Origin of the sequence: Spirosoma utsteinense, assembly GCF_014282275.1 — a bacterium.
Lineage (GTDB): Bacteria > Bacteroidota > Bacteroidia > Cytophagales > Spirosomataceae > Spirosoma > Spirosoma utsteinense.
In genome coordinates this window covers 15,850-37,572 of record NZ_VFIA01000008.1, presented here as the reverse complement: position 1 = coordinate 37,572, position 21,723 = coordinate 15,850, and the positions used below count along the sequence as shown (strand labels likewise).

Sequence of the window (21,723 nt, the reverse complement as noted above, 5' to 3'; positions counted from 1 at the left end):
GAATGAGTGAATGAAGGCAAACTTAGAGTCGCTCACTCGCTCATTCACCCATTCGCTTATCAGGTTAACAGCAGTTGCGTGAGGATAAAATCGGCAGCTACAATGGCGATACAACTGTTTGTGACGGCTGAGGTAGACGCACTACCCACTTCGAGGGCGCCACCGCTAACGTTATAGCCCTGGAAGGCCGAGATTGTCGATACCAGGAAGGCAAATGCGGTTGTTTTGATAAGCGCAAAGGCCACACCGAAGGGTTTGTAATCGTACCGCAATCCCGAAACGTACTCTTCAGGTGAGATAACACCGGCCAGTACCCCGGCAATGTAGCCACCCAGGATCGACAGAAACCCGGCCAGAATGACCAGCAGCGGGAACATCAGCATCGAAGCAATTACTTTGGGCAAGATCAGGTATGAGCTCGAATTGATGCCCATTACTTCCAGCGCATCGATTTGCTCGGTAATACGCATCGTGCCCAGTTCGCCGGCAATGTTAGACCCTACTTTACCGGCCAGTACGATGCAGGTAATGGTGGGAGCCAGTTCCAGGATTGTACTATCGCGAACGATGAGAGCGATGATATTTTTCGGAACGAACGGGTTCGAGAGATTATAGGCTGTCTGAACGCAGGTAACGGCCCCGATAAACGACGCTACCAGCGCGACGATAAATACTGAACCAACCCCAATGGAGTTACACTCGCCCAGAATAAGTTTTAAGTAGACACCCAGCTTCTCGCGGTTGCGAAAAAGTGACCCTAAGAAAATAAAATACCGGCCTATCCGTGACATACAAGCAGCTAAGGAACAACTATCCGTGCCCACTATCGGGCTACTGGAATACATTGGGAACAACCTAAGCAAAGGTAGAATGGTTTCTGCCGTAACTTGCGGTCGTTTACAAACCTTGCTGGTCTTTAAGGCAAGTGGGGTATGAACGGGAGCAATATACTTTATATGAAGCCATTAATTGTTGTTACGGGCGGAACCAAAGGCATTGGTCGCGCTATCGTTGACCGGTTTGTTGCCGAAGGATTTGATGCCATTGTCTGCGCCCGCTCGATCGACGGGATCAGCGGTCCAGGTCTGTTGCCCTTCTCTGCCGATTTATCGAGCCGTAGCGGGGTCGATGCGCTGGTCGCTTACGTCGAGTCGCTGAACCGGCCCGTCGACGTGCTGGTCAATAATACGGGTGTGTTTCAGCCCGGCCAGATTCATAACGAAGCCGAAGGTACATTTGAGCAGCTCATGACAACGAACGTGGGTAGCGCCTATCACCTGACGCGGGGTTTGGTGCGCGACATGATGATTCAGCGGAAGGGACATATTTTTATGATGTGCTCTACGGCCAGCATTACGCCTTATATCAACGGCGGTTCTTACTGCATCTCTAAATTCGCTTTGCTGGGTATGAGCCGGGTTCTGCGCGAAGAGCTTAAACCGCATGATGTGAAGGTCACGGCTATTTTGCCGGGGGCTACGCTCACGGCCAGCTGGACCGGTACTGACCTGCCCGAGGATCGCTTCATGAAACCTGAAGACGTAGCGGAAAGCACCTGGATGGCCTACTCGTTATCGAAAAGCGCTGTCGTTGAGGAAATCCTGATCCGGCCACAGTTAGGCGACATTTGAGCGGGGTGTATGGCATCTGCCATGGCCGACGCGAAGTTGGCAGCTTTGTCTCAACTGTCTGTGACTTGTTGACGTATAGCGTTTCGGCCTTACGACTTCTACGACTCTTTCGTATCTTGCGGCCCACTTCATCGGTCCGAGAACCAGCAACCAAAACTATAAACCGAGAATTTAAGAATGTCTTCTGTTGAATATCTGGGTATCGACGTTGGCGGCACGAACGTCAAAATGGGTATTGTTGAAGCCGACACCGGCAAAATTTCCAACTTCTACAGCCACGATACCATGAGTTGGCGGCAGTCGGGCCACTTTGTTGAACGGTTTGGCGATGCCGTAGCGCTGCAATTACTGGCTAACAAAGAGGTTAAGAAAGTAGGCATTGGCTTGCCCGGCATGCTCAACACCGACCGGACCGTGCCTTTGGAAATTACGGCTATTCCGGAGATCGATGGTATGCCGATGGTCGATATGCTCACCAAACGGTTTGCGGGGGTCCAGTTTTTTCTGGCCAACGACGCCAATGCCGCTGCCTTAGGCGAATATTACTTCGCTGAAGAAAAAATCAAGGAAAATTACATTTTCATTACGCTCGGAACGGGTGTTGGTGGCGCTGCAATTATCAACAAAAAGATTTTTACCGGGGGCGATGGTAATGCCATGGAGCCTGGCCATATCCCGTCGCGTAATGGCCGGGTGCTGGAACGGAATATTGGTAAAAAAGAACTGCTCGATCTGGCCAATCTTCGCCGGAGCGAGTTCAACGGCGAAACGCAACTGTCAGCCGAGGGTGATATTTCCACCACGGGTCTTGTCGCAGCAGCAGCCGAGAACGACGAACTGGCCTTACAGATCTGGAATGAAGTAGGCGAAATGCTGGGCGAAGGGCTGGCAACGCTTATTAAAATACTGGATATCAAGCAAGTGTTGATCGGGGGCGGTCTGTCGGCATCGTTCGATTATATCCTGCCTGCTGTTAATAAAACGCTGGATTACTGGCTTAACGACTACTATAAGAACGGCCTGCTCATCCGGCGGGCTACGCTTGGAAACGACGCGGGTCTGCTCGGTGCCGCTTCGTTATGCTTTGAGTAGAAGTCGTAAGAGTCGTAGAAGTCGTAAGTCGTAGAAGTCGTAAGTGGCTGACGCAGGCTTGTTGCTTTCGCGTCAGCCACTTACGACTCTTACGACTTCTACGACTCTTTTCAAACCACATTTACCTCCGGCGTAATGGCTATGCCAAATTTTTCCTGTACCGAATCCCGCACCTGTCTGGCCAGGTTTAGCAGTTCCTGGCCGGTAGCATTGCCATAATTGACCAGCACCAGCGCCTGTTTACTATGAACGCCGGCATCGCCAACGCGGTGACCTTTCCAGCCAGCCTGTTCAATGAGCCAGCCAGCCGGAACTTTAACGGCTTCATCGCCAATGGGATAGCCTGGTAATTCAGCAAATTGCTCCTTCAGGGTATCGAACTGAGTTTTTGGGATTTCAGGATTCTTGAAAAAACTGCCTGCATTGCCAATCTGTGCCGGGTCGGGAAGTTTGCTGCGCCGTATCCGGATGACGGCGTCGCTAATGGCTTTTATCGATAGCTTGTCTTCCGACACGCCCATTTCGGTCAGCGTCTCCTGAATAGCTCCGTAGCGGGTATGGAACGTTGGTCGTTTGTTTAGCTGGAAGGTAACGCTGGTAATAATGTAATGGCTCTTCAGTTCGCGTTTAAATACGCTCTCGCGGTAGCCAAACTGGCAATCGGCGTGAGAAAATGTTCGACGTTCCCCGGTCTGTGTATGAACAGCCGTCAGGGATTCGAAGACCTGTTCCAGTTCCACGCCATAGGCACCAATGTTTTGCAGTGGCGCTGCTCCAACAGTGCCGGGAATAAGCGCCAGGTTCTCCATGCCAGCGTAGCCCTGCTGAACACAGAATTGGACGAGTTCATGCCAGTTGACACCAGCGCCGGCCACCAGATAGATATGGTCGTCGTCTTCCCGAATAACATCAATACCCTGGATATTCATTTTAATAACCAGACCATCGAAGTCATGACAAAGTAACACATTGCTGCCTCCCCCCAATATTAACTTAGGCAATCCCACGAAATCAGTTAATTGCAGAAGAGTATTAATATCATCAGCATGATTAATTTCCACCAAGTACCGGGCGTGGGCATCAATCCTAAACGTATTGTAAGGTTTGAGCGACACGTGGCTTTGTATGTTAAGCATCTTTCGTCATAAATAGATGCACAAAATTAACCAAAATCCTGTAGGCGATAGTGAGCTGGAAGGTCATGTGACACGAAGACAGTCAAAATGGTTATTTTTGCTGTCTCATACAATGATAGTTATGCGTTTCGAATACAGTGGGTTGCTGATAGCAGTGGTTTTAGGACTGGCGGGTTGTGCCAGCAGCCGGTCAACGAGTTCAGGGCGTACAACCGTTGATTATAATGGGTATAGTGAGGATTTGGCATCTGTACGACCCACCTATAAAGCGCCCCCGAGTGTGACTACTGCGCCGTCCAGCCGGTCTGCGGCTCCCGCGACAACGCTACCGCCCACGGCAACAGCGCCCCGCCGGAGCGATACGCGCAAGCCCACTGGCCCGGCTGAAGCCCTACATGTTAACCGTCGGCTGGATGCCGTACTGGATACGATTGCGACTAAAAACCGGACCGTTCGGTATGCGCCGGGGTTTCGTGTACAAGTATATGTTGGTAACCAGCGTCAGGAAGTTGAGTCCGTAAAGTTACTGATATATCAGAATTTTCCCGAACTTAGCGCATACCTGAGTTACAGCCAACCAACATATAAACTTAAAGTGGGGGACTTCATGCGTCGACTGGATGCAGAGCGGTATTACTCATCTATCAGACAGCTAATTGCATCGGCTCAGCTACAGCCCGACAAAGTGGATGTTCGGCGAAGCCTGTTAATAAAATAAATCAGAAATTAAGGGCATGTGCCCTAACTTTGAAGTGTATTTTGTACAAGTCAGGCAGCAGCCTTCTTCAGTAATTGTACCATGAAAAAAGCGTTGATAACCGGTGTGACCGGACAGGACGGAGCCTATCTGGCCGAGTTATTATTAGACAAGGGATATGAAGTGCATGGCATCAAGCGTCGTAGTTCGTTGTTTAATACCCAGCGGATCGATCACATGTATGAAGATCCGCATGAGCGTAACATACGACTGAAACTGCATTACGGCGATCTGTCAGACTCAACCAACATTATCCGTATCATTCAGGAAGTGCAGCCCGACGAAATTTATAACCTTGGTGCTATGTCGCACGTGCAGGTTAGTTTCGAGGAGCCCGAATATACCGCTCAGGTAGATGGCATCGGTACCCTGCGTATTCTGGAAGCCGTTCGGCTATTGGGTCTGACCGAAAAAACCCGGATCTATCAGGCATCCACTTCGGAGTTGTATGGTGGCGTACAGGGCCATGCCCAGTCGGAGACGACTCCATTCTACCCGCGCTCGCCTTATGCCGTTGCTAAGCTATATGGTTACTGGATAACGGTAAACTACCGTGAAGCTTACAATATGTATGCGTGTAATGGTATTCTGTTCAACCACGAATCACCGCTACGGGGCGAAACATTCGTAACCCGGAAAATTACCCGCGCCGTCGCTCGTATTGGCTTGGGTCTACAGGATAAAGTTTATCTGGGTAATCTTGACTCGCAACGCGATTGGGGTCATGCTAAAGATTACGTGGAGGCTATGTACCTGATCCTGCAACAGGAGAAGCCTGAAGACTTCGTTATTGCAACCGGTATTACTACCCGTATTCGGGATTTTGTCAGGATGTCGTTCGCCGAAATCGGCGTTCAACTTGAGTTCAAAGGAGAAGGAGCCAGTGAAGTAGGTACGGTCGTTAGCGCATCGAATCCAGATTTCCCGGTTGAGGTTGGCAAAGAAGTTGTTTGCGTCGATCCCCGCTACTTCCGCCCAACTGAGGTTGATCTCTTGCTTGGCGATCCTGCAAAAGCCATGTCGCAACTTGGCTGGAAGCCTAAGTACGATCTGCCAGCTCTTGTTAACGACATGATGAATGCTGATATCGCGCTCTTCCGTCGTGACCAACTACTGGCCAAAAGCGGTCACCAGATTTTGAACTACTACGAATAGTCGTCAATCATAGACTACCCATAACAAGAAGGGGACGCTCAATTATGAGCGTCCCCTTCTTGTTATGGGTAGTCTATGATTGATCTTAGACCGGAACAGCGTAGTAATACATGCGGGAACTGTTGGGGTACATGCCAATCAGCATCAATCCTTCGCCTTCTTTCACCGCCGACATGATCGTTTGCAGATCTTTCGTTGTCTTCACGTTCTTACCATTGGCCTTAACGATGATGAATCCTTCTTCAATATCGGTTTCAGCCAGTTTGCCATCGACGATCTTTTTGACGCGAACACCACCAGTAATGCCTAGTTGTTTGGCATCCTGAGCGCTCAGTTCCTCAAAGTCGGCTCCCAGGCTTTTCAACGATGCATTGACAGTAGCTACCTCCGTTTTCTTGATAACGTCACGCCCACCGTTGCGGTTGCGCAGTTCAAGTTTAACATCGCGTTCTGAACCATCGCGGTTGATCGTAACAGTTACAGCATCACCTGGACGACGACGACCGATGATCTCACGCATCTGCGCATCTGAATCCAGGGGTTGACCTTCCATCTTCACGATCACATCTCCTTTCTTCAGACCAGCAGCAGAAGCAGCACCGTTCTCGACAACACTGTCCACGTAAATACCACGACCTACTTTAGCCCCTTTCTCCTTAGCAATCGTGCTGTTGAGTTCGATAGGCAGGATACCCAGGTAGCCACGCTGAACATTACCGTATTTCAGTAAGTCAGCCGATACTTTCTTAACCAGCGATACAGGAACAGCGAAGCCGTAGCCACTGTAATAGCCGGTAGCCGACGCAATGGCTGAGTTGATACCAATCAGTTCACCACGCAGGTTTACGAGTGCCCCACCCGAGTTACCAGGATTGATAGCAGCATCTGTCTGGATGAATGCTTCAATAGGGGTGTCAGCTTTTGGATCCGTTGGCTGCTGGCGGGCGTTTTCGCGTTGCAGAATGCCAATACCACGTCCTTTAGCACTGACAATACCAGCCGTAACTGTTGATTCGAGATCAAGTGGGTAACCAACTGCCAGTACCCACTCGCCCAAACGAAGCGCGTCGGAGTCACCAAGTACGATGGCAGGCAGGTTGTTCGCTTCTACTTTGATAACAGCCAGGTCGGTCAACGGATCAGTACCGATCACTTTTGCTTTAAAGCTACGTTTGTCGGTCATGATCACCTCAACCTCGTCGGCATCCTGCACTACGTGGTTGTTCGTAACTATGTATCCGTCTTTGCTTATGATTACGCCCGACCCAGATGCCTGACCCTGTTGCCGGCGTGGCCGACTCTGGCCTTGGTTCTGTCCCTGACCAAACTCATCACCAAAAAACTCCCGGAAAATGTCGGGCATCTGTTGCTGGCGCACAGTTCGGGTAATGGTTGTCCGGATGTGTACTACGGTAGGCGTAACAGATTCGGCGGCCGTTGAGAAATCATTGGGTGCGGCCATGGGGCCATTTCCCGTCAGAGCCGCCAGGCGGCCCGTAATCGTCGGTGTTGGCGACGATTCGTTGAAAATAACATCCCGGTTGTTAAAACCCAGAAAGTTATAAGCGGCCAGCGTAACCACACTCGACAGGAGTGCCATCAACGCTAAGAGTTTCCAGTTGCTTTTCATGTTTTAAATAGGGAAATCTAGTTATTATGCTTGTGTAAGACAGGTATCAGACCGTATCCTTAACCTTATGCTACCACGGTTGTCTACTTGTCGATATAACGGAAATCGTGAGCTAAAAATCCTGATATTACTTGTCCTTAACAAATTTTAACAGGTCTTTGTTAGGGCTGGATCTAGAGTGAAAAAAAAGGCTCGCAGATACGTTTCTTACGAGCCTTTTCTGGTACTCAAGGGCATATCAGCCACCAATTTCAATTTGGCGTGGTGGTTTTACTTTGGCTTCGTCCCGCTTCGGTACATCAATTTTCAGAACGCCGTCTGCATAAGACGCCTGAATATTGTCGGCATCAACCGAAGTTGGTAAGGTAAAAGTCCGTTGAAAAGACGAGTAGCTAAACTCCCGACGGGTATATTTCTCGGTATTTGGCCCCTTATCTTCTTTCTGCGACTCCTGGTAAGCCGAAATCGTGAGATTATTATGGTTCAGGTTTAGCTTGAAGTCTTCTTTCTTCAGGCCGGGAGCAGCTACGTCAATACGAAACCCATCCTGATGCTCCACCACATTTACGGCAGGAAGACTATGCATCGAAGGCGCGTTTGTGTTGAAGAGATCGTTCATGTCGCGACCGAATCGGATTGCCGACGCGGATGTCTCGATCAACGACGGTACGTTGTTGTTCGTGCGCATTAGCGGATTCATAACAGTTAGTTGGTTTTGGTTAAACAGACTAATTAACTGATAACAACTAACCTTTTTCAAATCCCGTACCAATTGCTAAAGAGTTATTGGACGCGACAATTTGTCATTTTCGCAGCCATATCCAGCTCCTGTTTATGACAAGTTGGACGAACTTTTTTAGTCAATCATGCCAAAAATACTACCTGAAAGGAGGGGTGGGATCGATTTTTTATTGAAGGGGTAAGCAGTAAGGATACGGCTTATTTTTCGTCCAGTAAGCTTAGGGCTTTCTCAGCCGCAGCCTGTTCTGCTTTTTTCTTGGAGTAGCCGGAGCCGGTAGCAAAGGGCTCGTCGGCAATCATTACCTGAGCAATAAATTCACGGAAGTGACTGTTGCCTTTCTCCGACAGAATTTCGAAGCGAATGTCTTTGCCGGCACGCTGCGCCCATTCGATCAGGCGGCTTTTGAAGTTGACATTATTCTGCACGACCGATTCGATATCATAGTGCGACAATAGCTCTTTGAGGATGAACTGACGGGAAAACCGGAACCCTTTATCCAGATAAACAGCCCCAACAAGCGCTTCGAGCGCGTCACCGTACATGGAGGTTCTCGTGGGAAGGCTACGGGTGCGGCTACCGTCGTACTCGATCAGGCTATCAAGACCAATCTTGCGGGCAATGCCGTTGAGTGTTTCCCGATTTACGATCCGGGAGCGAATTTCGGTAAGAAATCCTTCGTCTTTGTAAGGGTACTTTTTGAACAGAAACTCGGCAATCACCATACCAAGCACGGCATCACCCAGGTATTCCAGCCGTTCGTTGGATTCACGAAACCCCTCTATAGCCGTAGCTTTCGAGGCCGACGTGTGTCTGAGGGCTAACTGATACAGGCCCAGGTTCGATGGTCGTTCGCCAATAATGTGCGCAATCGACCGACGCAGATTTCTGCGGGCATCGGCATCGCCCGACCGGAACCAGTCGAGAGGATTGAACAAACTACGAGGCAGAGCAAGTTGCACGGCTCAGCTAAGTTTACGAAAAATGACGATGGCATTATGGCCGCCAAACCCAAACGCGTTGCTCATAACGGTAGTTATTGAACGAGCCTGAGCCGTGTTGGCTGTCAGGTTGAAACGAGAATCAATTTCTTCGTCGGGAGTGACGTAGTTGATCGTTGGTGGAACAAGCTGGTGTTCGATTGCTTTAATAGCTGCAATGGCTTCAACCGCGCCCGCTGCGCCCAGTAAGTGCCCGGTCATAGACTTGGTCGAACTGATATTGAGCTTGAACGAATGGTCCCCGAACAGTTGATAAATTGCTTTCAACTCCTGCGGATCACCGATAGGCGTTGAGGTACCGTGAGTATTGATGTAGTCAATCGAAGACGGTTCAATACCCGCATCTTCCAGCGCATCCTGCATTGCCAGAAAAGCACCCAGCCCTTCGGGGTGAGGAGCCGTGATGTGATAGGCGTCGGAGGACATACCGCCACCAATCAGTTCGGCATAGATTTTAGCACCGCGCGCCTGGGCATGTTCGTATTCTTCGAGAATAAGCGCTCCGGCACCTTCGCCCAATACAAAACCATCACGGCCCTTATCATAAGGACGTGAAGCTGTCTCGGGCGAGTCATTGCGTTCAGAAAGGGCCCGATTGGCATTGAAACCGCCAATACCAGCACGGGTAACTGCTGCTTCCGAACCGCCTACAACACACATTTTAAGCCGACCCAGCCTGATGTAGTTCAGGGCGTCAATAATAGCGTTGTTGGTAGAAGCACAGGCCGATACGGTAACGTAGTTGGTACCCCGAAAACCGTAACGCATGGAGATTTGCCCCGATGCGCTGTCAGCAATCATTCGGACGATGAAGAACGGATTGATACGTGGCGTACCATCTCCCCTGGCATAATCGATCATCTCATCCTCGAAGGATTTGAGACCACCAATGCCAGAGCCCCAGATGACCCCTACTTTGTTGCGATCGAGCGTTTCCACGTCAACACCGGCGTCACGAATAGCCTCATCCGTGGCGATCAGTGCATAATGAGTGAACGCATCCATTTTGCGGGCATCCTGACGCGGAATGTGCTGCGTTACATCAAGTCCTTTAATTTCACAGGCGAACTGTGTCCGAAACTTGCTTGCGTCAAACTTCGTAATGGGACCGGCCCCGCTGACACCAGCGGCTAAGTTGCTCCAATAAGTGGGTACATCATTACCAATCGGTGTTAAGGCACCGAGGCCGGTCACTACTACTCGTTTAAATGTCATACAGTTATACTGCGTGATGAGGGAAAGAGAAGACGATACCGGACGGTTACGTACAGCGTTTGTCTTCGGGTAAATGATAGCTTGGCTAACGACAATCGATTATCAGGCTTGCTGATAGCAGAAGCCTTTACGCCTTTGCCGGGCTTACTTACCGATGTGCTTTTCCAAGTACTCAATCGCTAAGCCAACTGTAGCGATCTTTTCGGCCTCATCGTCAGGGATAGGAAGATTAAACTCTTTCTCAAATTCCATGATCAACTCAACGGTGTCGAGCGAGTCTGCACCGAGGTCGTTCGTGAAGCTGGCCTCAGGCGTTACCTCTGACTCCTCAACACCCAGTTTCTCAACGATGATATTCTTTACTTTCTGTGCAATTTCTGACATTTTAGTAGTCCATTGGAGTTAAAAAACTGCGCAAATAAACAGATTAACTACCGTATTATCAAACAATTTTTTGAGTCATGTCGCCTTTATTTGGTGCCCTTATTTATGATTAAAAAGCTGATAGTTAATAAGTTGTTGCTCATTGTTCAGGCACTTTACGGCTGTGCTATCCTCCTTCGTAGACGAGTCGTTCGCCAGTTTTACGCACCTTTGTAGCTTAAAATCACCTGTATGCCCATGCAACTCCCAAAACTGAAACATACCGATACAAACCGCTTTTTTTTGATGGCGGGACCCTGTGCTATTGAGGGCCGTGACATGGCGCTCCGGATTGCGGAACAGATTGTAACGATTACCGATAAACTCGGAATCCCGTATATTTTCAAAGGTTCTTACCGGAAAGCTAACCGGACAAAAGCCAACTCATTTACCGGAATTGGTGATGAACTGGCTTTGTCAATTTTAAAAGAGGTTGGCGACACCTTCGATATTCCAACCGTAACAGATATTCATGAGTCAGACGAAGCGGCTATGGCCGCCCCATACGTCGACGTGCTTCAAATTCCGGCTTTCCTGTGCCGCCAAACCGAACTTATCGAAGCCGCTGCCAAAACCGGCCGGGCCGTCAACGTGAAGAAAGGACAATTCCTCTCTGGCGAAAGTATGGGCTTTGCGGTCGAGAAAGTGAAAACGGCTGACCCGGACGCTATTGTGTTTCTGACCGACCGTGGCAATTCGTTCGGCTATGGCGATCTGGTGGTCGATTACCGCAATCTGCCCGCTATGCAGGCCCACGGCGTTCCGGTGGTTATGGACTGTACACACTCATTACAGCAGCCGAATCAGGCATCGGGCGTAACGGGCGGTAAGCCAGCCCTGATTGCAACCATTGCCAAAGCCGCCATTGCCGTTGGGGCCGATGGGCTGTTCATTGAAACTCACATGAACCCGGCCGTAGCCAAATCAGATGGTGCCAATATGCTGCCGCTCGATCAGCTGGAAGCGCTGCTGGAACGGCTCGTGCGGGTTCGGGAAAGTATTTTGTGATTTAACTCGTGGTACGGGGCTACTTCAGGTTGTCCAGGCTGTAATGTAGTCCCGTATTCTCCCGGCGAGCCATCGCCATCCGGATAACCAGATAGGCAACCTCGATCATGTTACGCAACTCGCAAATGGGAACCGACACTTTCGACTGCCGGTACAATTCCTCGTGTTCGAGGTAAATCAGTTCGAGTCGATCCATAGCCCGTTTGAGTCGCCGGTTCGACCGGACGATACCCACGTAGTTCGACATGATCGACTCCAGCTCCTTTTTCATTTCTGTTACCAGGACCAACTCTTCGGGGTGGGTCGTCCCTGCGTCGTTCCAGGCAGGAATTGACGAAGGAACGGTAGCCTGGTCCAGCAACTCAACGGTTTTCTGGTAAGCCCGGTGGCCAAATACGACGGCTTCGAGCAGCGAGTTACTGGCCAACCGGTTGGCACCATGCAGGCCTGTACAAGCGCATTCACCAACGGCGTACAGAAACTGAATATTCGTCTGACCCCATTCGTTAACCCGAATACCTCCGCAGAGGTAATGCTGCGCCGGAACGACCGGTATGTAATCTTTCCGCAAATCCAGGCCCAGATTATCGCGGCAGTAGGCGGTGATGTTGGGGAAATGCTCAATGAACTTCTCGTAATCGCAGTGCGTCACATCGAGGTATACATGCGGATCGCCGGCCTTTTTCATTTCCGAGTCGATGGCCCGTGCTACAATATCGCGCGGAGCCAAAGACAGGCGTGAATCGTAGTTTTCCATGAACGTCTCGCCTTTAACATTCCGGAGAATACCGCCAAAACCACGCACTGCTTCCGAGATCAGGAAGTTGGGCTTCTTGCCCGGTTCATACAATGCCGTTGGGTGGAACTGGATGAACTCCATATCCTTACCGATGCCTTTAGCCCGATACGCCATTGCGATACCGTCGCCGGTAGCAATACTGGGGTTGGTCGTATTCTGGTAAATATTGCCGATACCGCCGGTAGCGAGCAGGGTAGTTTTGGCCAGGAACCGTTCGACCTGCCCGGTTTGTGTGTTCAATACATAGGCACCAAAGCATTTGTTGTCGGTATCATAGCGATGAACCGTTTCGCCGAGTTGATGCCGTGTGATGAGCTCAACGGCGTAGTAATGGGTAAATACCTCAATCGATGGGAGCGACTGGGTCTTCTCCAGCAACGCCCGTTCAATTTCAGCCCCTGTGATGTCTTTGAAGTGCAGGATTCGGTAATCTGAGTGACCGCCTTCTTTAGCCAGATCATAATCGGGGCTGTCGTGTTCCTTATCGAACCGGGTGCCGTAATCGATCAGTTCCTGAATCCGGCCGGGTCCTTCGTTCACAACGATCTCCACAATATGGCGGTCGCTCAGAAAGTCACCGGCCACCATCGTGTCTTCGATGTGTTTGGCGAAGGTGTCGTCTTCGGCCCACACGGCAGCAATGCCTCCCTGGGCGTATTTAGTGTTGGTTTCATCGGCCTGAACCTTCGTGATGACACCAATGCGCACAGGCTGGTTTAGCCGTTCGAAGTGCATACCCAGTTTGGTAGCGTAACTAAGGCCCGCAATACCGGAGCCGATGACAAGGAAGTCGAATTGATGGGGCATTCGTGTCTTTATTTGGCGGGTCTGATACGGAGCAAGTCGCTGCTCAGTACAGAAAAACTATTTATAAGCTCGGTTCCCTGATGAGTAATGACGTCAAAAACGCGTTCCGTTTTTTCGTAACTAGTCATCTTTAATAGCCTGACTAGTAATATACCACAATGAGGCATACGCAGTCGATGAACCAGTTCACCGAAATCTTTATCTTCAGTAAGCAGAACTGCATTTCTGTCGACGGCAATCTGAAGCACCTGCGTGTCGGGTATGCTGGAAAATGACTCTGCTATAGAAAGAACAGTGAATCCTTTTGCGCGTAGTTGCCTGACGATAGCGAAATCGAAATTTTCATCAGCTACAAACGAGAGGTCAGCCTGCCTGGGCATACACCACCTCGTTCTTTACGGTTTCGGATGCAAACAACAAACAGGCGTACAGTCCTGTTTCTGTGGCGCGCGGGTATGATTCTAACAATTGGGCTATTGTTTCGCCATTCCCCAGCTTCTCCAGAATCAGGTCAACCGGAATGCGTGTGCCTTTAATGACTGGCTTCCCGAACATGATAGTCGGATCTGATGTGATATAGTCTCTCCAGTTCATACGTCTTCAGGTTACTTGCTTAATTCCAGCATCCGTAATACAGAAGCCTCGGCCTTCACGCGAACGTCTTCCGGTACGATAATCTCCGGCTGCTCGAACAACATGCAGTTGTACAGCTTCTCAAGCGTATTCATCTTCATGTATGGGCACTCCGAACAGGCACAGGTGTTGTTGGCCGTGGCTGGAGCTGGTATGATCTTCTTATGCGGCACAGCCTGACGCATCTTATGAAGAATGCCCGCTTCGGTTCCCACAATGAATGTTTGGTCAGGGCTGTCGACAACGTATTTCAGCAGTGCCGTAGTTGAGCCAACAAAATCGGCTTCGCTGAGAATATGTTCCTGACACTCGGGATGGGCAATGAACTTCGCTTCGGGATAGTCGATGCGAAGCTTGTTGAGCTTTTCCAGTGAGATGTCGATGTGAACGATACAGGCACCGTCCCATAGCACCATTTCACGCCCCGTTTTCTTCGACACGAACCGGCCGAGGTTGGCGTCCGGCGCGAAGATGATTTTCTGATCTTTCGGCAGGCTTTCAACGATCTTCAGCGCGTTGGACGACGTCACAATAATGTCAGACAGGGCTTTGATCTCGGCCGAGCAGTTGATATAGGATAGTACAATATGGTCGGGATAACGGGCTTTGAACTCGGCAAACTTATCGGCAGGGGCCGAGTCGGCGAGGGAGCAACCAGCGTTCAGGTCCGGAATGACTACTTTTTTATGGGGCGACAGCACCTTGGCCGTTTCGCCCATGAAGTGCACCCCACAGAATACGATCATATCTGCCTCTGTACTGGCTGCCTGTTGCGACAAACCCAGGCTGTCGCCAATGTAATCGGCCAGATCCTGGATAGCCCCGTCGACGTAGTAGTGGGCGAGAATAACGGCGTTCTTCTCTTTCTTGAGCCGTTTTATTTCGGCTACTAAATCTATAGAATCGTCAACGGGTTTGTTCACATAACCCACGCGTTGTACTTCTTCGAGTAAAGCTTCCATGTACTGTTTGCTTGGCAATTTGTAGGATAAACAATAAAAGCACCGTAAATGTCACAGCACCGTATCCCAATTACGCGTCTGGTCGACTGGCCGGGCGAATATCTGCAAACGTTTCGGGCTTTCAAACAAGGGTAGGTGTTTGTCTGGTTTAACTACGTAAAGGACACATCGTATGACCAATTTTCTTCAACTTCGGGTTGCTCGCATAAAGCAGGAGATTGGAACGCCCGGCCAACCCGAAGCCAACAGCTATTTTCTGGAGTCTGTAGACGGGTCGCCCGTTCCGTATCAGGCCGGGCAGTTTCTAACGCTTATTCTCAATCACCGCCCCGGCGAAGCGGGCCTGTCTTCAACGAATGACCACGAAGTACGCCGATCTTACTCGCTTAGCTCGGTGCCGGGCGAGCCGTTGCGGCTTACCATCAAACGGGTTCAGAACGGTGAAATGTCGCGGTACCTGCTCGATACGATACACGAAGGTGATGTACTCACCAGCCTTTATCCCGCCGGTCGGTTTACGCTCGATCCTCATCAAACGGGAGACCTGATACTGATTGGGGCAGGGAGTGGCATTACGCCCTTGTTTGGCCTGCTCAAAGCTGCCTTACAGTCCGATTCATCCCGGCGTGTTGTGTTGCTGTATAGCAGTACTAGTGAACACACCATTATTTTCCGGGATGAACTAGATGACCTGCACAAGCGGTACCCCAACCGGTTCAAGTTGGTCTATTTACTGAGCAATCCTTCGGACGATTGGTTTGGGGGGCGGGGGACTATTCGGCGGGGTCGCCTGAATAACGTCATGCTTGAAACGATGCTGCCTGAACTGATCGGGTCGTCTGACCAGCCGACACTTCGCTTTTACGTGTGCGGCCCGGTCGATTATATGCGGATGGTGCAGTTCACGCTCGTGTTCAGCGGCATTAAACCGGAGCAGATCCGGCGGGAAAACTTCGTTATTGAGCCTATTGCGCTGGCACCACCGCCCGCATTGGCACAGGACAGGACGCTGTTGTTACGATTACGAGAGCAGGAAATTGCTATTCAGGTGCCTGCTTACAAGTCCATTCTACAGGCGGCTTTGGACCAAGGCCTTACCTTACCCTACAGTTGTCGGGGCGGGCGCTGCTCGACTTGTATAGCCCGTTGTACGGCGGGCAGCGTCCACATGACCATCAACGATGTGCTCACGGAGCGCGACCTGACCGAAGGCTGGATACTCACCTGCACCGGTTACCCCGAAAGCGATGGGGTGGTGATCGAGATATGAGAAGGGGAAGAGAGGGAGGAAGGAGGAAAGAGGAAAGGGAGGAAAGGGAGTGCTGGCGTCAGCAATCCCTTTCCCCCCTCCTCCCTTTCCTCCATTCTCCCTCTTAACCTACCTTCGTTTTGAGGAATGATATTACTACGTCCAGGCCCTTCTGGTAGTGGACATTGTTAGGTATGACGATATCTGCTTCGGCCCGGTAGGGTTTGATAAACTGCTTATAGGTCGGTTTTACATGATATTTCCAGCGGTACATGACATCGTCGAGGTCGTAACCACGCTCTTCGGCGTCGCGCTTGACGCGCCGTTCGAGTTTGATGCTGTTCTTGGCGTCAATAAAGATTTTTAAATCCATCTGATCGGCCAGTTCGCGGAAGTGAAACACGAAAATACCTTCGACCACAATGATCGGGGCAGGCCGGAAGGTAAGCATCCGCGGTACTACGTTGGCGTTGTTGAAAACGTATTCTTTCTGATACACTATTTGCCCCATCCGGAGCTGCCCTATATGCTGGGCGTAAAGGTGGTGGTCGATGGTTTCGGGCAGATCGAAGTTATGAATACCCTGATCATCTTTTAAAATTTCGTCGAGGGTGCGGTAATAATTATCCTGCGAGATCAGGCAGATCTGGTCGTCGGGGAAGGCGTTCAATACACCTTTTAAGAACGAGGTTTTGCCGGAAGCACTCCCGCCGGTAATGCCGACGATAAACGGTTTGTTGATCATAGTAAAAGCGAAAATACGAGGAAAATGCCGGGTTCCTTTACCGCAGCCTGTGGGTATGAATCTGGCATAAGTCCGTTTAAAAGCCACTTACGAACAAAGCGGGCTACTCCAACAGAGCAGCCCGCTTTTCAATAGTCTTACCTACACCGTTTCGTTAAACAACTACCGCTTCGGCCAGAACCAGCACTTTGTTCTGGAGAACTTCAACGACACCGCCATCGACAGTGAAGGTCTGCTGCCCGGAAGCTGTTTGAATTACGATTGGTCCCTGACCCAGTGTACTAACCAGCGGTGCGTGATCGTTCAGCACCTGAAACTGACCTTCGCTGCCCGGAAACGTAACGGCGGTAGCCTCGCCAGAGTAGACCTTACAGTCAGGAGTAATGATGTCTAACGTCATGTGATTGAATGATGAATGATGAACGATAAATTATGAGTTGCCTTAAATGCATTCACCATTTATAATTCGTCATTCGTTATAAAGCTCCTTTTACAAAATTAAGTACACTGCCAAGCTGGCTTTTTACGGCTGGTTCGGCAGCTTTCGCCAGCGCCCCGCCACCAGACAACTTGCTTACGCCCGCCATCGCTGTCGAAATCAGCGACTGTCCGGCTGATTGCTTCCCACCCAGTACCGACATGGCGCTACCAAGACCCGACAACCCGCTCGTTAATTTACTGGCGTTACCGATCAGCGATCCCGCCGATAGTAACCCTTCCAGACGATTAGCGCCGGAAGCCAGTTTGGCAAGTCCTACGGCTTTCTGAAGAACGTTACCACTTAAACCGCCACCCGCAATAAGAGGCAGCAAGGTTTTAAGCTTGCCAACCTGCGCAAGTACCTTATCCTTGAAGGAGGTTGGTTTCTGTTGCACTTCGGCTTCTATACCAGCAATGCCGGCCTGCAGAGCCTGAGCCGACGCAGCTTTGTCGCCCTTGTTGAGGGCGTCAACGGCTTTGTCCAACTGGGCTTCGGGCAACGCACTGGCTGAATCAGTGGATGCTGTTCCAGCAGTGAAGAGAGTGTCTTTGAGTTGGCCCGGTGGTGTCTGCGACGGATCGTTGATAGCCCCTGAAGCGGGAGATTTCACCGGTGGGATCGTAGCACCCGCCGGAACGGATGGCACCTGAGCCAGCGTCAGTGTTGAGACCAGCAGGGCTAAAGGAACTAAAGCCGTTTTCCACTCAATTCGAATCATATTCATACTTGCATCGATCTTGTTTGTGACGTATGAGACTGAATTGAGTGCGGTTTGTCATTCCCAAAAGAAATATAATTCCTTTTGGGAATGACAAACCCGTAGCTTATTGACCAGCTTCTTTGAGCATCCGCTCGCCTTTCACGACCGCATCTTCAATAGTGCCGACAAGGTTGAAAGCAGCTTCGGGCAGGTGGTCATACTTGCCGTCGATGATTTCGTTGAAGCCTTTGATGGTATCTTCGATAGGAACCAGAACGCCTTTCAGACCCGTGAACTGCTCAGCCACGAAGAAGGGCTGCGACAGGAAACGCTGTACCCGGCGGGCGCGGCTTACGACCAGTTTGTCGTCTTCCGAAAGTTCTTCCAGACCCAGGATGGCGATAATGTCCTGCAATTCTTTGTAGCGTTGCAGAATCTCCTTCACACGCTGGGCCGTGTTGTAATGCTCGTCGCCAAGGATTTCGGCGGTCAGAATCCGCGAGGTAGAGTCAAGCGGGTCAACGGCGGGATAGATACCTAACTCCGCAATTTTCCGGCTCAGTACGGTTGTGGCATCCAAGTGAGCAAACGTCGTAGCCGGGGCTGGGTCGGTCAAGTCATCGGCAGGTACGTAAACGGCCTGTACCGATGTGATCGAACCCCGCTTGGTCGACGTGATACGCTCCTGCATGATACCCATTTCGGTAGCCAGCGTAGGCTGGTAACCCACGGCCGACGGCATACGGCCCAGCAGCGCTGATACCTCAGAACCTGCCTGAGTGAACCGGAAGATGTTGTCGACGAAGAACAGAATATCACGCCCGGCACCTTCACCGTCGCCATCGCGGAAGTGTTCGGCAATGGTCAGACCTGAGAGGGCAACCCGGGCACGGGCTCCCGGAGGCTCGTTCATCTGACCGAACACGAACGTAGCCTGACTTTTGGTCATCTCTTCCATGTCGACTTTGGTCAGATCCCAGCCACCTTCTTCCATCGAGTGTTTGAAGGCATCGCCGTAGCGAATGATACCGGCTTCGATCATTTCACGGAGCAGGTCATTTCCTTCGCGGGTACGCTCACCCACACCAGCAAATACCGAAAGACCGGCATATGCCTTAGCAATATTGTTGATCAGTTCCTGGATCAGTACGGTCTTACCGACACCGGCACCACCGAAGAGACCAATTTTACCACCTTTCGCGTAAGGCTCAAGCAGGTCGATTACTTTGATACCTGTGAAAAGAACCTCCGTCGAGGTAGCCAGGTCTTCAAAACGGGGAGCTGACCGGTGAATAGGGAGGCCAGTGCCCGTCGTTTTTGGTTGAGGAATACCATCGATAGCGTCGCCAACAACGTTGAACAGCCGTCCTTTGATACCGTCACCGGTTGGCATCGTGATCTGGTGACCCAGGTCAGTGACCACCATACCGCGATACAGCCCGTCGGTAGAGTCCATAGCGATGGTCCGAACGCGATCTTCGCCAAGGTGTTGCTGGCACTCCAGAATCACCTGCTGCCCATTGGCTTTGGTTACTTTGAGGGCGTCCAGAATGGCGGGAATCCGGGAGCCTTCGCCCTCGAAACTCACGTCCACCACTGGCCCGATTATCTGCGTAATCTTACCCGTATTGACTGCCGTTGCCGTAATCATTTGTATGTGATGTAGCTTATTGAAATATTGCCCATTGTTTGGGACTGCAAAAGTAGGAGAAAAACCGCGTAAGGTCAAGACGCCAGTTACTCATTTTTAGGCAGCTTACCTACTGAATACGTTTGGCAGTAAGGTTTTTAGGTTTTAGAATGAACAAAAGGAGGCTGGAGCAGATTTGTACAAAAACAAGGAATGGTCAACTGTGGTGTGTTGATCAGGAGGTATCGGCCGCTTTCGCCAGAATCCCAACAACCTACATTCCCCTATTTTACTACTCAACGAATGCTTCAACAACGTTCGAGCGGCTTGCTGCTCCATATTACCTCGTTGCCATCCGCACATGGCGTTGGCGATATAGGCCCCGAAGCCTACCGGTTTGCCGATTTTCTGGCCTCAGCCGGTCAAACCTACTGGCAAATTCTGCCACTTACGCCCGTTGACCCGGGGGCCGGGTTTTCGCCCTATAGCAGCCCGTCGGCATTTGCCGGAAATATCCTTATGATCAGCCTGGAGAAACTGGCTGAAGATAACTGGCTGACTGAGCAGGATCTTGACGTGTTCAACGACCAGCCCATTCAGGACCTAACGATAACCAACGTATCAACCACTTCAGCATCGACGGTACAGGCTGGGCCGCTGGTAATGAATCAGTCTGTGCTTCATGCCGCCTGGATCAAAAAAAAACCATTGCTTCATCAGGCTGCCGAAACGTTCCTGCGTAATGCTACCCCGGCGCAGCGTAGCGACTACGACCGGTTCTGTACCCAGCATAGTGGCTGGCTCACCGATTACGCCCTTTTTTCGGCGCTACAGGAAGAAACCGGAGAACCCTTCTGGCTACGCTGGCCCGAAGACCTGGTTCGGCGTAACCCAACGGCGCTGGCCTACCAGACCGAGCGGCTTCAGGACCGTATCGGGGTAATCAGTGTATTGCAGTACTTTTTCTTCAAGCAGTGGAATGAGCTGCTGGCGTATTGCTACGACCGAAGAATTCATCTGGTCGGCGATATTCCTATTTACGTTCAGCTAAACAGTGCCGACGTTTGGGCGAACCCGGGTCTGTTTAAACTCGACACCAACTTCGAGCCCCTGTTTGTAGCCGGTGCGCCCCCCGATTATTTCAGTGAGTATGGACAACGTTGGGGTAACCCTATTTATGACTGGGCTGAACACGAGCGTACCGGATTTAGCTGGTGGATGCAGCGGATGCGGCACCAGATGTCGCTTTACAGCCTGACCCGGCTGGACCATTTTCTTGGCTTTGCCGAGTACTGGGAGATTCCGGCCAGTGAGCCAACTGCCCAGGTAGGTACATGGGTTAAGGCACCCATTGAAGCCTTCATGCAGGCGATGTACCGCCAGTTTGTGCAGCTGCCTATCATTGCCGAAGATCTGGGCGCTAAAGCGGCTGACATACAGCCTTATTTACGCCACTATGGCATTCCGGGTATGCGCGTGATTCAGTTCGGGTTTGGGGAGGACCTTCCCACATCGTCTTACGCCGTACACAACCATACCGAAAACTTTGTCGTGTACTCCGGAACGCACGATAACAACACCACACTCGGCTGGTTCCGGGAATCCGATGCGGTACATCGCCAGCGAATGGATGATTATTTTGGCTTTCCGATTACGGAAGAGAACGTAGTCGATCAGATTTGTCGCTTGACGATGCAGTCGGTAGCCCGGCTAGCCATTATGCCGGTTCAGGATGTGCTCAATCTTAACGAAAGCCATCGAATGAACACGCCGGGTTTGGGTGGACGGAGCTGGCAATGGCGGCTGGAACTGGGACAATTGACCGCCGAAGCAGCTGCGAAATTATTGAAACTAACGAAAATGACGGGGCGCGTTTAAGTAATTGACGTGACTCGTTTTCAGTACGAAGCCCACATCGTCAGCACCGTTA

At 50.9% G+C, this 21,723-nt stretch carries 22 protein-coding genes; 7 read left to right on the top strand and 15 right to left on the bottom strand.

The window, feature by feature from the left end; translation table 11 throughout:
* Positions 1 to 59: 59 nt before the first annotated feature.
* Entirely contained in the window at positions 60 to 791 is a 732-nt protein-coding gene (locus tag FH603_RS08045; protein ID WP_186736957.1) for an MlaE family ABC transporter permease, read from the bottom strand.
* 165 nt (positions 792 to 956) lie between these two features.
* Here FH603_RS08045 and FH603_RS08040 point away from each other — a divergent pair, with 165 nt between their 5' ends.
* Both FH603_RS08040 and FH603_RS08035 read left to right on the top strand, forming a co-directional pair.
* Positions 957 to 1,631, top strand: coding sequence for an SDR family oxidoreductase (locus FH603_RS08040; RefSeq protein ID WP_186736956.1), 675 nt, complete (start codon positions 957 to 959; stop codon positions 1,629 to 1,631).
* 177 nt (positions 1,632 to 1,808) lie between these two features.
* A complete protein-coding gene (locus FH603_RS08035) occupies positions 1,809 to 2,723 on the top strand; it encodes an ROK family protein (RefSeq protein WP_186736955.1) in 915 nt (304 codons plus the stop codon).
* Between the two features lie 110 nt (positions 2,724 to 2,833).
* On the opposite strand, the gene murB is transcribed toward FH603_RS08035, so the two are convergent.
* Positions 2,834 to 3,859, bottom strand: coding sequence for a UDP-N-acetylmuramate dehydrogenase (gene murB, locus FH603_RS08030; protein WP_186736954.1), 1,026 nt, complete (start codon positions 3,857 to 3,859; stop codon positions 2,834 to 2,836).
* A 121-nt stretch (positions 3,860 to 3,980) separates the two neighbouring features.
* Between murB and FH603_RS08025 the strand changes: the two genes are divergently transcribed.
* On the top strand, positions 3,981 to 4,577 hold the full coding sequence (locus FH603_RS08025) for an SPOR domain-containing protein (protein ID WP_186736953.1): 597 nt from the start codon (positions 3,981 to 3,983) through the stop codon (positions 4,575 to 4,577).
* An 81-nt stretch (positions 4,578 to 4,658) separates the two neighbouring features.
* Positions 4,659 to 5,771 carry a GDP-mannose 4,6-dehydratase gene (gene gmd / locus FH603_RS08020; protein WP_186736952.1) on the top strand — a complete coding sequence of 371 codons (1,113 nt, stop codon included), beginning with the start codon at positions 4,659 to 4,661 and terminating at the stop codon, positions 5,769 to 5,771.
* An 85-nt stretch (positions 5,772 to 5,856) separates the two neighbouring features.
* Here gmd and FH603_RS08015 read toward each other — a convergent pair whose 3' ends face one another.
* The 5 genes from FH603_RS08015 to FH603_RS07995 form a co-directional block, all read right to left on the bottom strand.
* Positions 5,857 to 7,401 carry a Do family serine endopeptidase gene (locus FH603_RS08015; RefSeq protein ID WP_186736951.1) on the bottom strand — a complete coding sequence of 515 codons (1,545 nt, stop codon included), beginning with the start codon at positions 7,399 to 7,401 and terminating at the stop codon, positions 5,857 to 5,859.
* Between the two features lie 238 nt (positions 7,402 to 7,639).
* Positions 7,640 to 8,101 (bottom strand): Hsp20/alpha crystallin family protein, encoded by a 462-nt coding sequence (locus FH603_RS08010; RefSeq protein ID WP_186736950.1) that lies wholly within the window; start codon positions 8,099 to 8,101, stop codon positions 7,640 to 7,642.
* Between the two features lie 239 nt (positions 8,102 to 8,340).
* Positions 8,341 to 9,102, bottom strand: coding sequence for a ribonuclease III (gene rnc, locus FH603_RS08005; RefSeq protein ID WP_186736949.1), 762 nt, complete (start codon positions 9,100 to 9,102; stop codon positions 8,341 to 8,343).
* 3 nt (positions 9,103 to 9,105) lie between these two features.
* Entirely contained in the window at positions 9,106 to 10,356 is a 1,251-nt protein-coding gene (gene fabF, locus FH603_RS08000; RefSeq protein ID WP_186736948.1) for a beta-ketoacyl-ACP synthase II, read from the bottom strand.
* Between the two features lie 144 nt (positions 10,357 to 10,500).
* A complete protein-coding gene (locus tag FH603_RS07995) occupies positions 10,501 to 10,740 on the bottom strand; it encodes an acyl carrier protein (protein WP_080237456.1) in 240 nt (79 codons plus the stop codon).
* Between the two features lie 231 nt (positions 10,741 to 10,971).
* Here FH603_RS07995 and kdsA point away from each other — a divergent pair, with 231 nt between their 5' ends.
* Positions 10,972 to 11,787, top strand: coding sequence for a 3-deoxy-8-phosphooctulonate synthase (gene kdsA, locus FH603_RS07990; RefSeq protein WP_186736947.1), 816 nt, complete (start codon positions 10,972 to 10,974; stop codon positions 11,785 to 11,787).
* A gap of 19 nt (positions 11,788 to 11,806) precedes the next feature.
* Here the strand turns inward: kdsA and nadB are convergent, their stop codons facing one another.
* Genes nadB through nadA form a run of 4 tightly spaced genes read right to left on the bottom strand, consistent with a single transcriptional unit; the run spans position 11,807 to position 14,988 of the window.
* On the bottom strand, positions 11,807 to 13,393 hold the full coding sequence (gene nadB, locus FH603_RS07985; RefSeq protein WP_186736946.1) for an L-aspartate oxidase: 1,587 nt from the start codon (positions 13,391 to 13,393) through the stop codon (positions 11,807 to 11,809).
* An 8-nt stretch (positions 13,394 to 13,401) separates the two neighbouring features.
* A complete protein-coding gene (locus FH603_RS29225) occupies positions 13,402 to 13,773 on the bottom strand; it encodes a DUF5615 family PIN-like protein (RefSeq protein WP_186736945.1) in 372 nt (123 codons plus the stop codon).
* On the bottom strand, positions 13,757 to 13,987 hold the full coding sequence (locus FH603_RS07975; RefSeq protein WP_186736944.1) for a DUF433 domain-containing protein: 231 nt from the start codon (positions 13,985 to 13,987) through the stop codon (positions 13,757 to 13,759). The genes FH603_RS29225 and FH603_RS07975 overlap by 17 nt, the downstream gene beginning before the upstream one ends.
* Positions 13,988 to 13,998: 11 nt before the next feature.
* Positions 13,999 to 14,988 (bottom strand): quinolinate synthase NadA, encoded by a 990-nt coding sequence (nadA, locus tag FH603_RS07970; protein WP_186736943.1) that lies wholly within the window; start codon positions 14,986 to 14,988, stop codon positions 13,999 to 14,001.
* A 172-nt stretch (positions 14,989 to 15,160) separates the two neighbouring features.
* Here nadA and FH603_RS07965 point away from each other — a divergent pair, with 172 nt between their 5' ends.
* Positions 15,161 to 16,258 (top strand): ferredoxin--NADP reductase, encoded by a 1,098-nt coding sequence (locus FH603_RS07965; protein ID WP_186736942.1) that lies wholly within the window; start codon positions 15,161 to 15,163, stop codon positions 16,256 to 16,258.
* Between the two features lie 103 nt (positions 16,259 to 16,361).
* Here the strand turns inward: FH603_RS07965 and udk are convergent, their stop codons facing one another.
* The 4 genes from udk to atpD all read right to left on the bottom strand — a co-directional run bounded on the left by udk (position 16,362) and on the right by atpD (position 19,814).
* The gene (gene udk, locus FH603_RS07960; protein WP_186736941.1) at positions 16,362 to 16,982 is read right to left on the bottom strand and encodes a uridine kinase; all 621 of its coding nucleotides are present in this window, start codon (positions 16,980 to 16,982) and stop codon (positions 16,362 to 16,364) included.
* Between the two features lie 154 nt (positions 16,983 to 17,136).
* Positions 17,137 to 17,382: an ATP synthase F1 subunit epsilon gene (gene atpC, locus FH603_RS07955; RefSeq protein WP_186736940.1), complete on the bottom strand. Its 246-nt coding sequence runs from the start codon at positions 17,380 to 17,382 to the stop codon at positions 17,137 to 17,139.
* A gap of 76 nt (positions 17,383 to 17,458) precedes the next feature.
* A complete protein-coding gene (locus FH603_RS07950; RefSeq protein WP_186736939.1) occupies positions 17,459 to 18,187 on the bottom strand; it encodes a hypothetical protein in 729 nt (242 codons plus the stop codon).
* A 100-nt stretch (positions 18,188 to 18,287) separates the two neighbouring features.
* Positions 18,288 to 19,814 carry a F0F1 ATP synthase subunit beta gene (atpD, locus tag FH603_RS07945; RefSeq protein WP_186736938.1) on the bottom strand — a complete coding sequence of 509 codons (1,527 nt, stop codon included), beginning with the start codon at positions 19,812 to 19,814 and terminating at the stop codon, positions 18,288 to 18,290.
* 282 nt (positions 19,815 to 20,096) lie between these two features.
* Between atpD and malQ the strand changes: the two genes are divergently transcribed.
* Complete coding sequence (gene malQ, locus FH603_RS07940; RefSeq protein ID WP_186736937.1) at positions 20,097 to 21,671, top strand: 4-alpha-glucanotransferase; 1,575 nt, start codon at positions 20,097 to 20,099, stop codon at positions 21,669 to 21,671.
* Positions 21,672 to 21,723: the final 52 nt, after the last annotated feature.

Excerpts from the sequence above, each read along its gene's own strand:
- FH603_RS08045 (WP_186736957.1), bottom strand. The coding sequence starts at position 791 with ATGTCACGGATAGGCCGGTATTTTATTTTCTTAGGGTCACTTTTTCGC.
- FH603_RS08040 (WP_186736956.1), top strand. The coding sequence starts at position 957 with ATGAAGCCATTAATTGTTGTTACGGGCGGAACCAAAGGCATTGGTCGC.
- FH603_RS08035 (WP_186736955.1), top strand. The coding sequence starts at position 1,809 with ATGTCTTCTGTTGAATATCTGGGTATCGACGTTGGCGGCACGAACGTC.
- murB (WP_186736954.1), bottom strand. The coding sequence starts at position 3,859 with ATGCTTAACATACAAAGCCACGTGTCGCTCAAACCTTACAATACGTTT.
- FH603_RS08025 (WP_186736953.1), top strand. The coding sequence starts at position 3,981 with ATGCGTTTCGAATACAGTGGGTTGCTGATAGCAGTGGTTTTAGGACTG.
- gmd (WP_186736952.1), top strand. The coding sequence starts at position 4,659 with ATGAAAAAAGCGTTGATAACCGGTGTGACCGGACAGGACGGAGCCTAT.
- FH603_RS08015 (WP_186736951.1), bottom strand. The coding sequence starts at position 7,401 with ATGAAAAGCAACTGGAAACTCTTAGCGTTGATGGCACTCCTGTCGAGT.
- FH603_RS08010 (WP_186736950.1), bottom strand. The coding sequence starts at position 8,101 with ATGAATCCGCTAATGCGCACGAACAACAACGTACCGTCGTTGATCGAG.
- fabF (WP_186736948.1), bottom strand. The coding sequence starts at position 10,356 with ATGACATTTAAACGAGTAGTAGTGACCGGCCTCGGTGCCTTAACACCG.
- FH603_RS07995 (WP_080237456.1), bottom strand. The coding sequence starts at position 10,740 with ATGTCAGAAATTGCACAGAAAGTAAAGAATATCATCGTTGAGAAACTG.
- kdsA (WP_186736947.1), top strand. The coding sequence starts at position 10,972 with ATGCCCATGCAACTCCCAAAACTGAAACATACCGATACAAACCGCTTT.
- nadB (WP_186736946.1), bottom strand. The coding sequence starts at position 13,393 with ATGCCCCATCAATTCGACTTCCTTGTCATCGGCTCCGGTATTGCGGGC.
- FH603_RS29225 (WP_186736945.1), bottom strand. The coding sequence starts at position 13,773 with ATGCCCAGGCAGGCTGACCTCTCGTTTGTAGCTGATGAAAATTTCGAT.
- FH603_RS07975 (WP_186736944.1), bottom strand. The coding sequence starts at position 13,987 with ATGAACTGGAGAGACTATATCACATCAGATCCGACTATCATGTTCGGG.
- nadA (WP_186736943.1), bottom strand. The coding sequence starts at position 14,988 with ATGGAAGCTTTACTCGAAGAAGTACAACGCGTGGGTTATGTGAACAAA.
- FH603_RS07965 (WP_186736942.1), top strand. The coding sequence starts at position 15,161 with ATGACCAATTTTCTTCAACTTCGGGTTGCTCGCATAAAGCAGGAGATT.
- udk (WP_186736941.1), bottom strand. The coding sequence starts at position 16,982 with ATGATCAACAAACCGTTTATCGTCGGCATTACCGGCGGGAGTGCTTCC.
- atpC (WP_186736940.1), bottom strand. The coding sequence starts at position 17,382 with ATGACGTTAGACATCATTACTCCTGACTGTAAGGTCTACTCTGGCGAG.
- FH603_RS07950 (WP_186736939.1), bottom strand. The coding sequence starts at position 18,187 with ATGAATATGATTCGAATTGAGTGGAAAACGGCTTTAGTTCCTTTAGCC.
- atpD (WP_186736938.1), bottom strand. The coding sequence starts at position 19,814 with ATGATTACGGCAACGGCAGTCAATACGGGTAAGATTACGCAGATAATC.
- malQ (WP_186736937.1), top strand. The coding sequence starts at position 20,097 with ATGCTTCAACAACGTTCGAGCGGCTTGCTGCTCCATATTACCTCGTTG.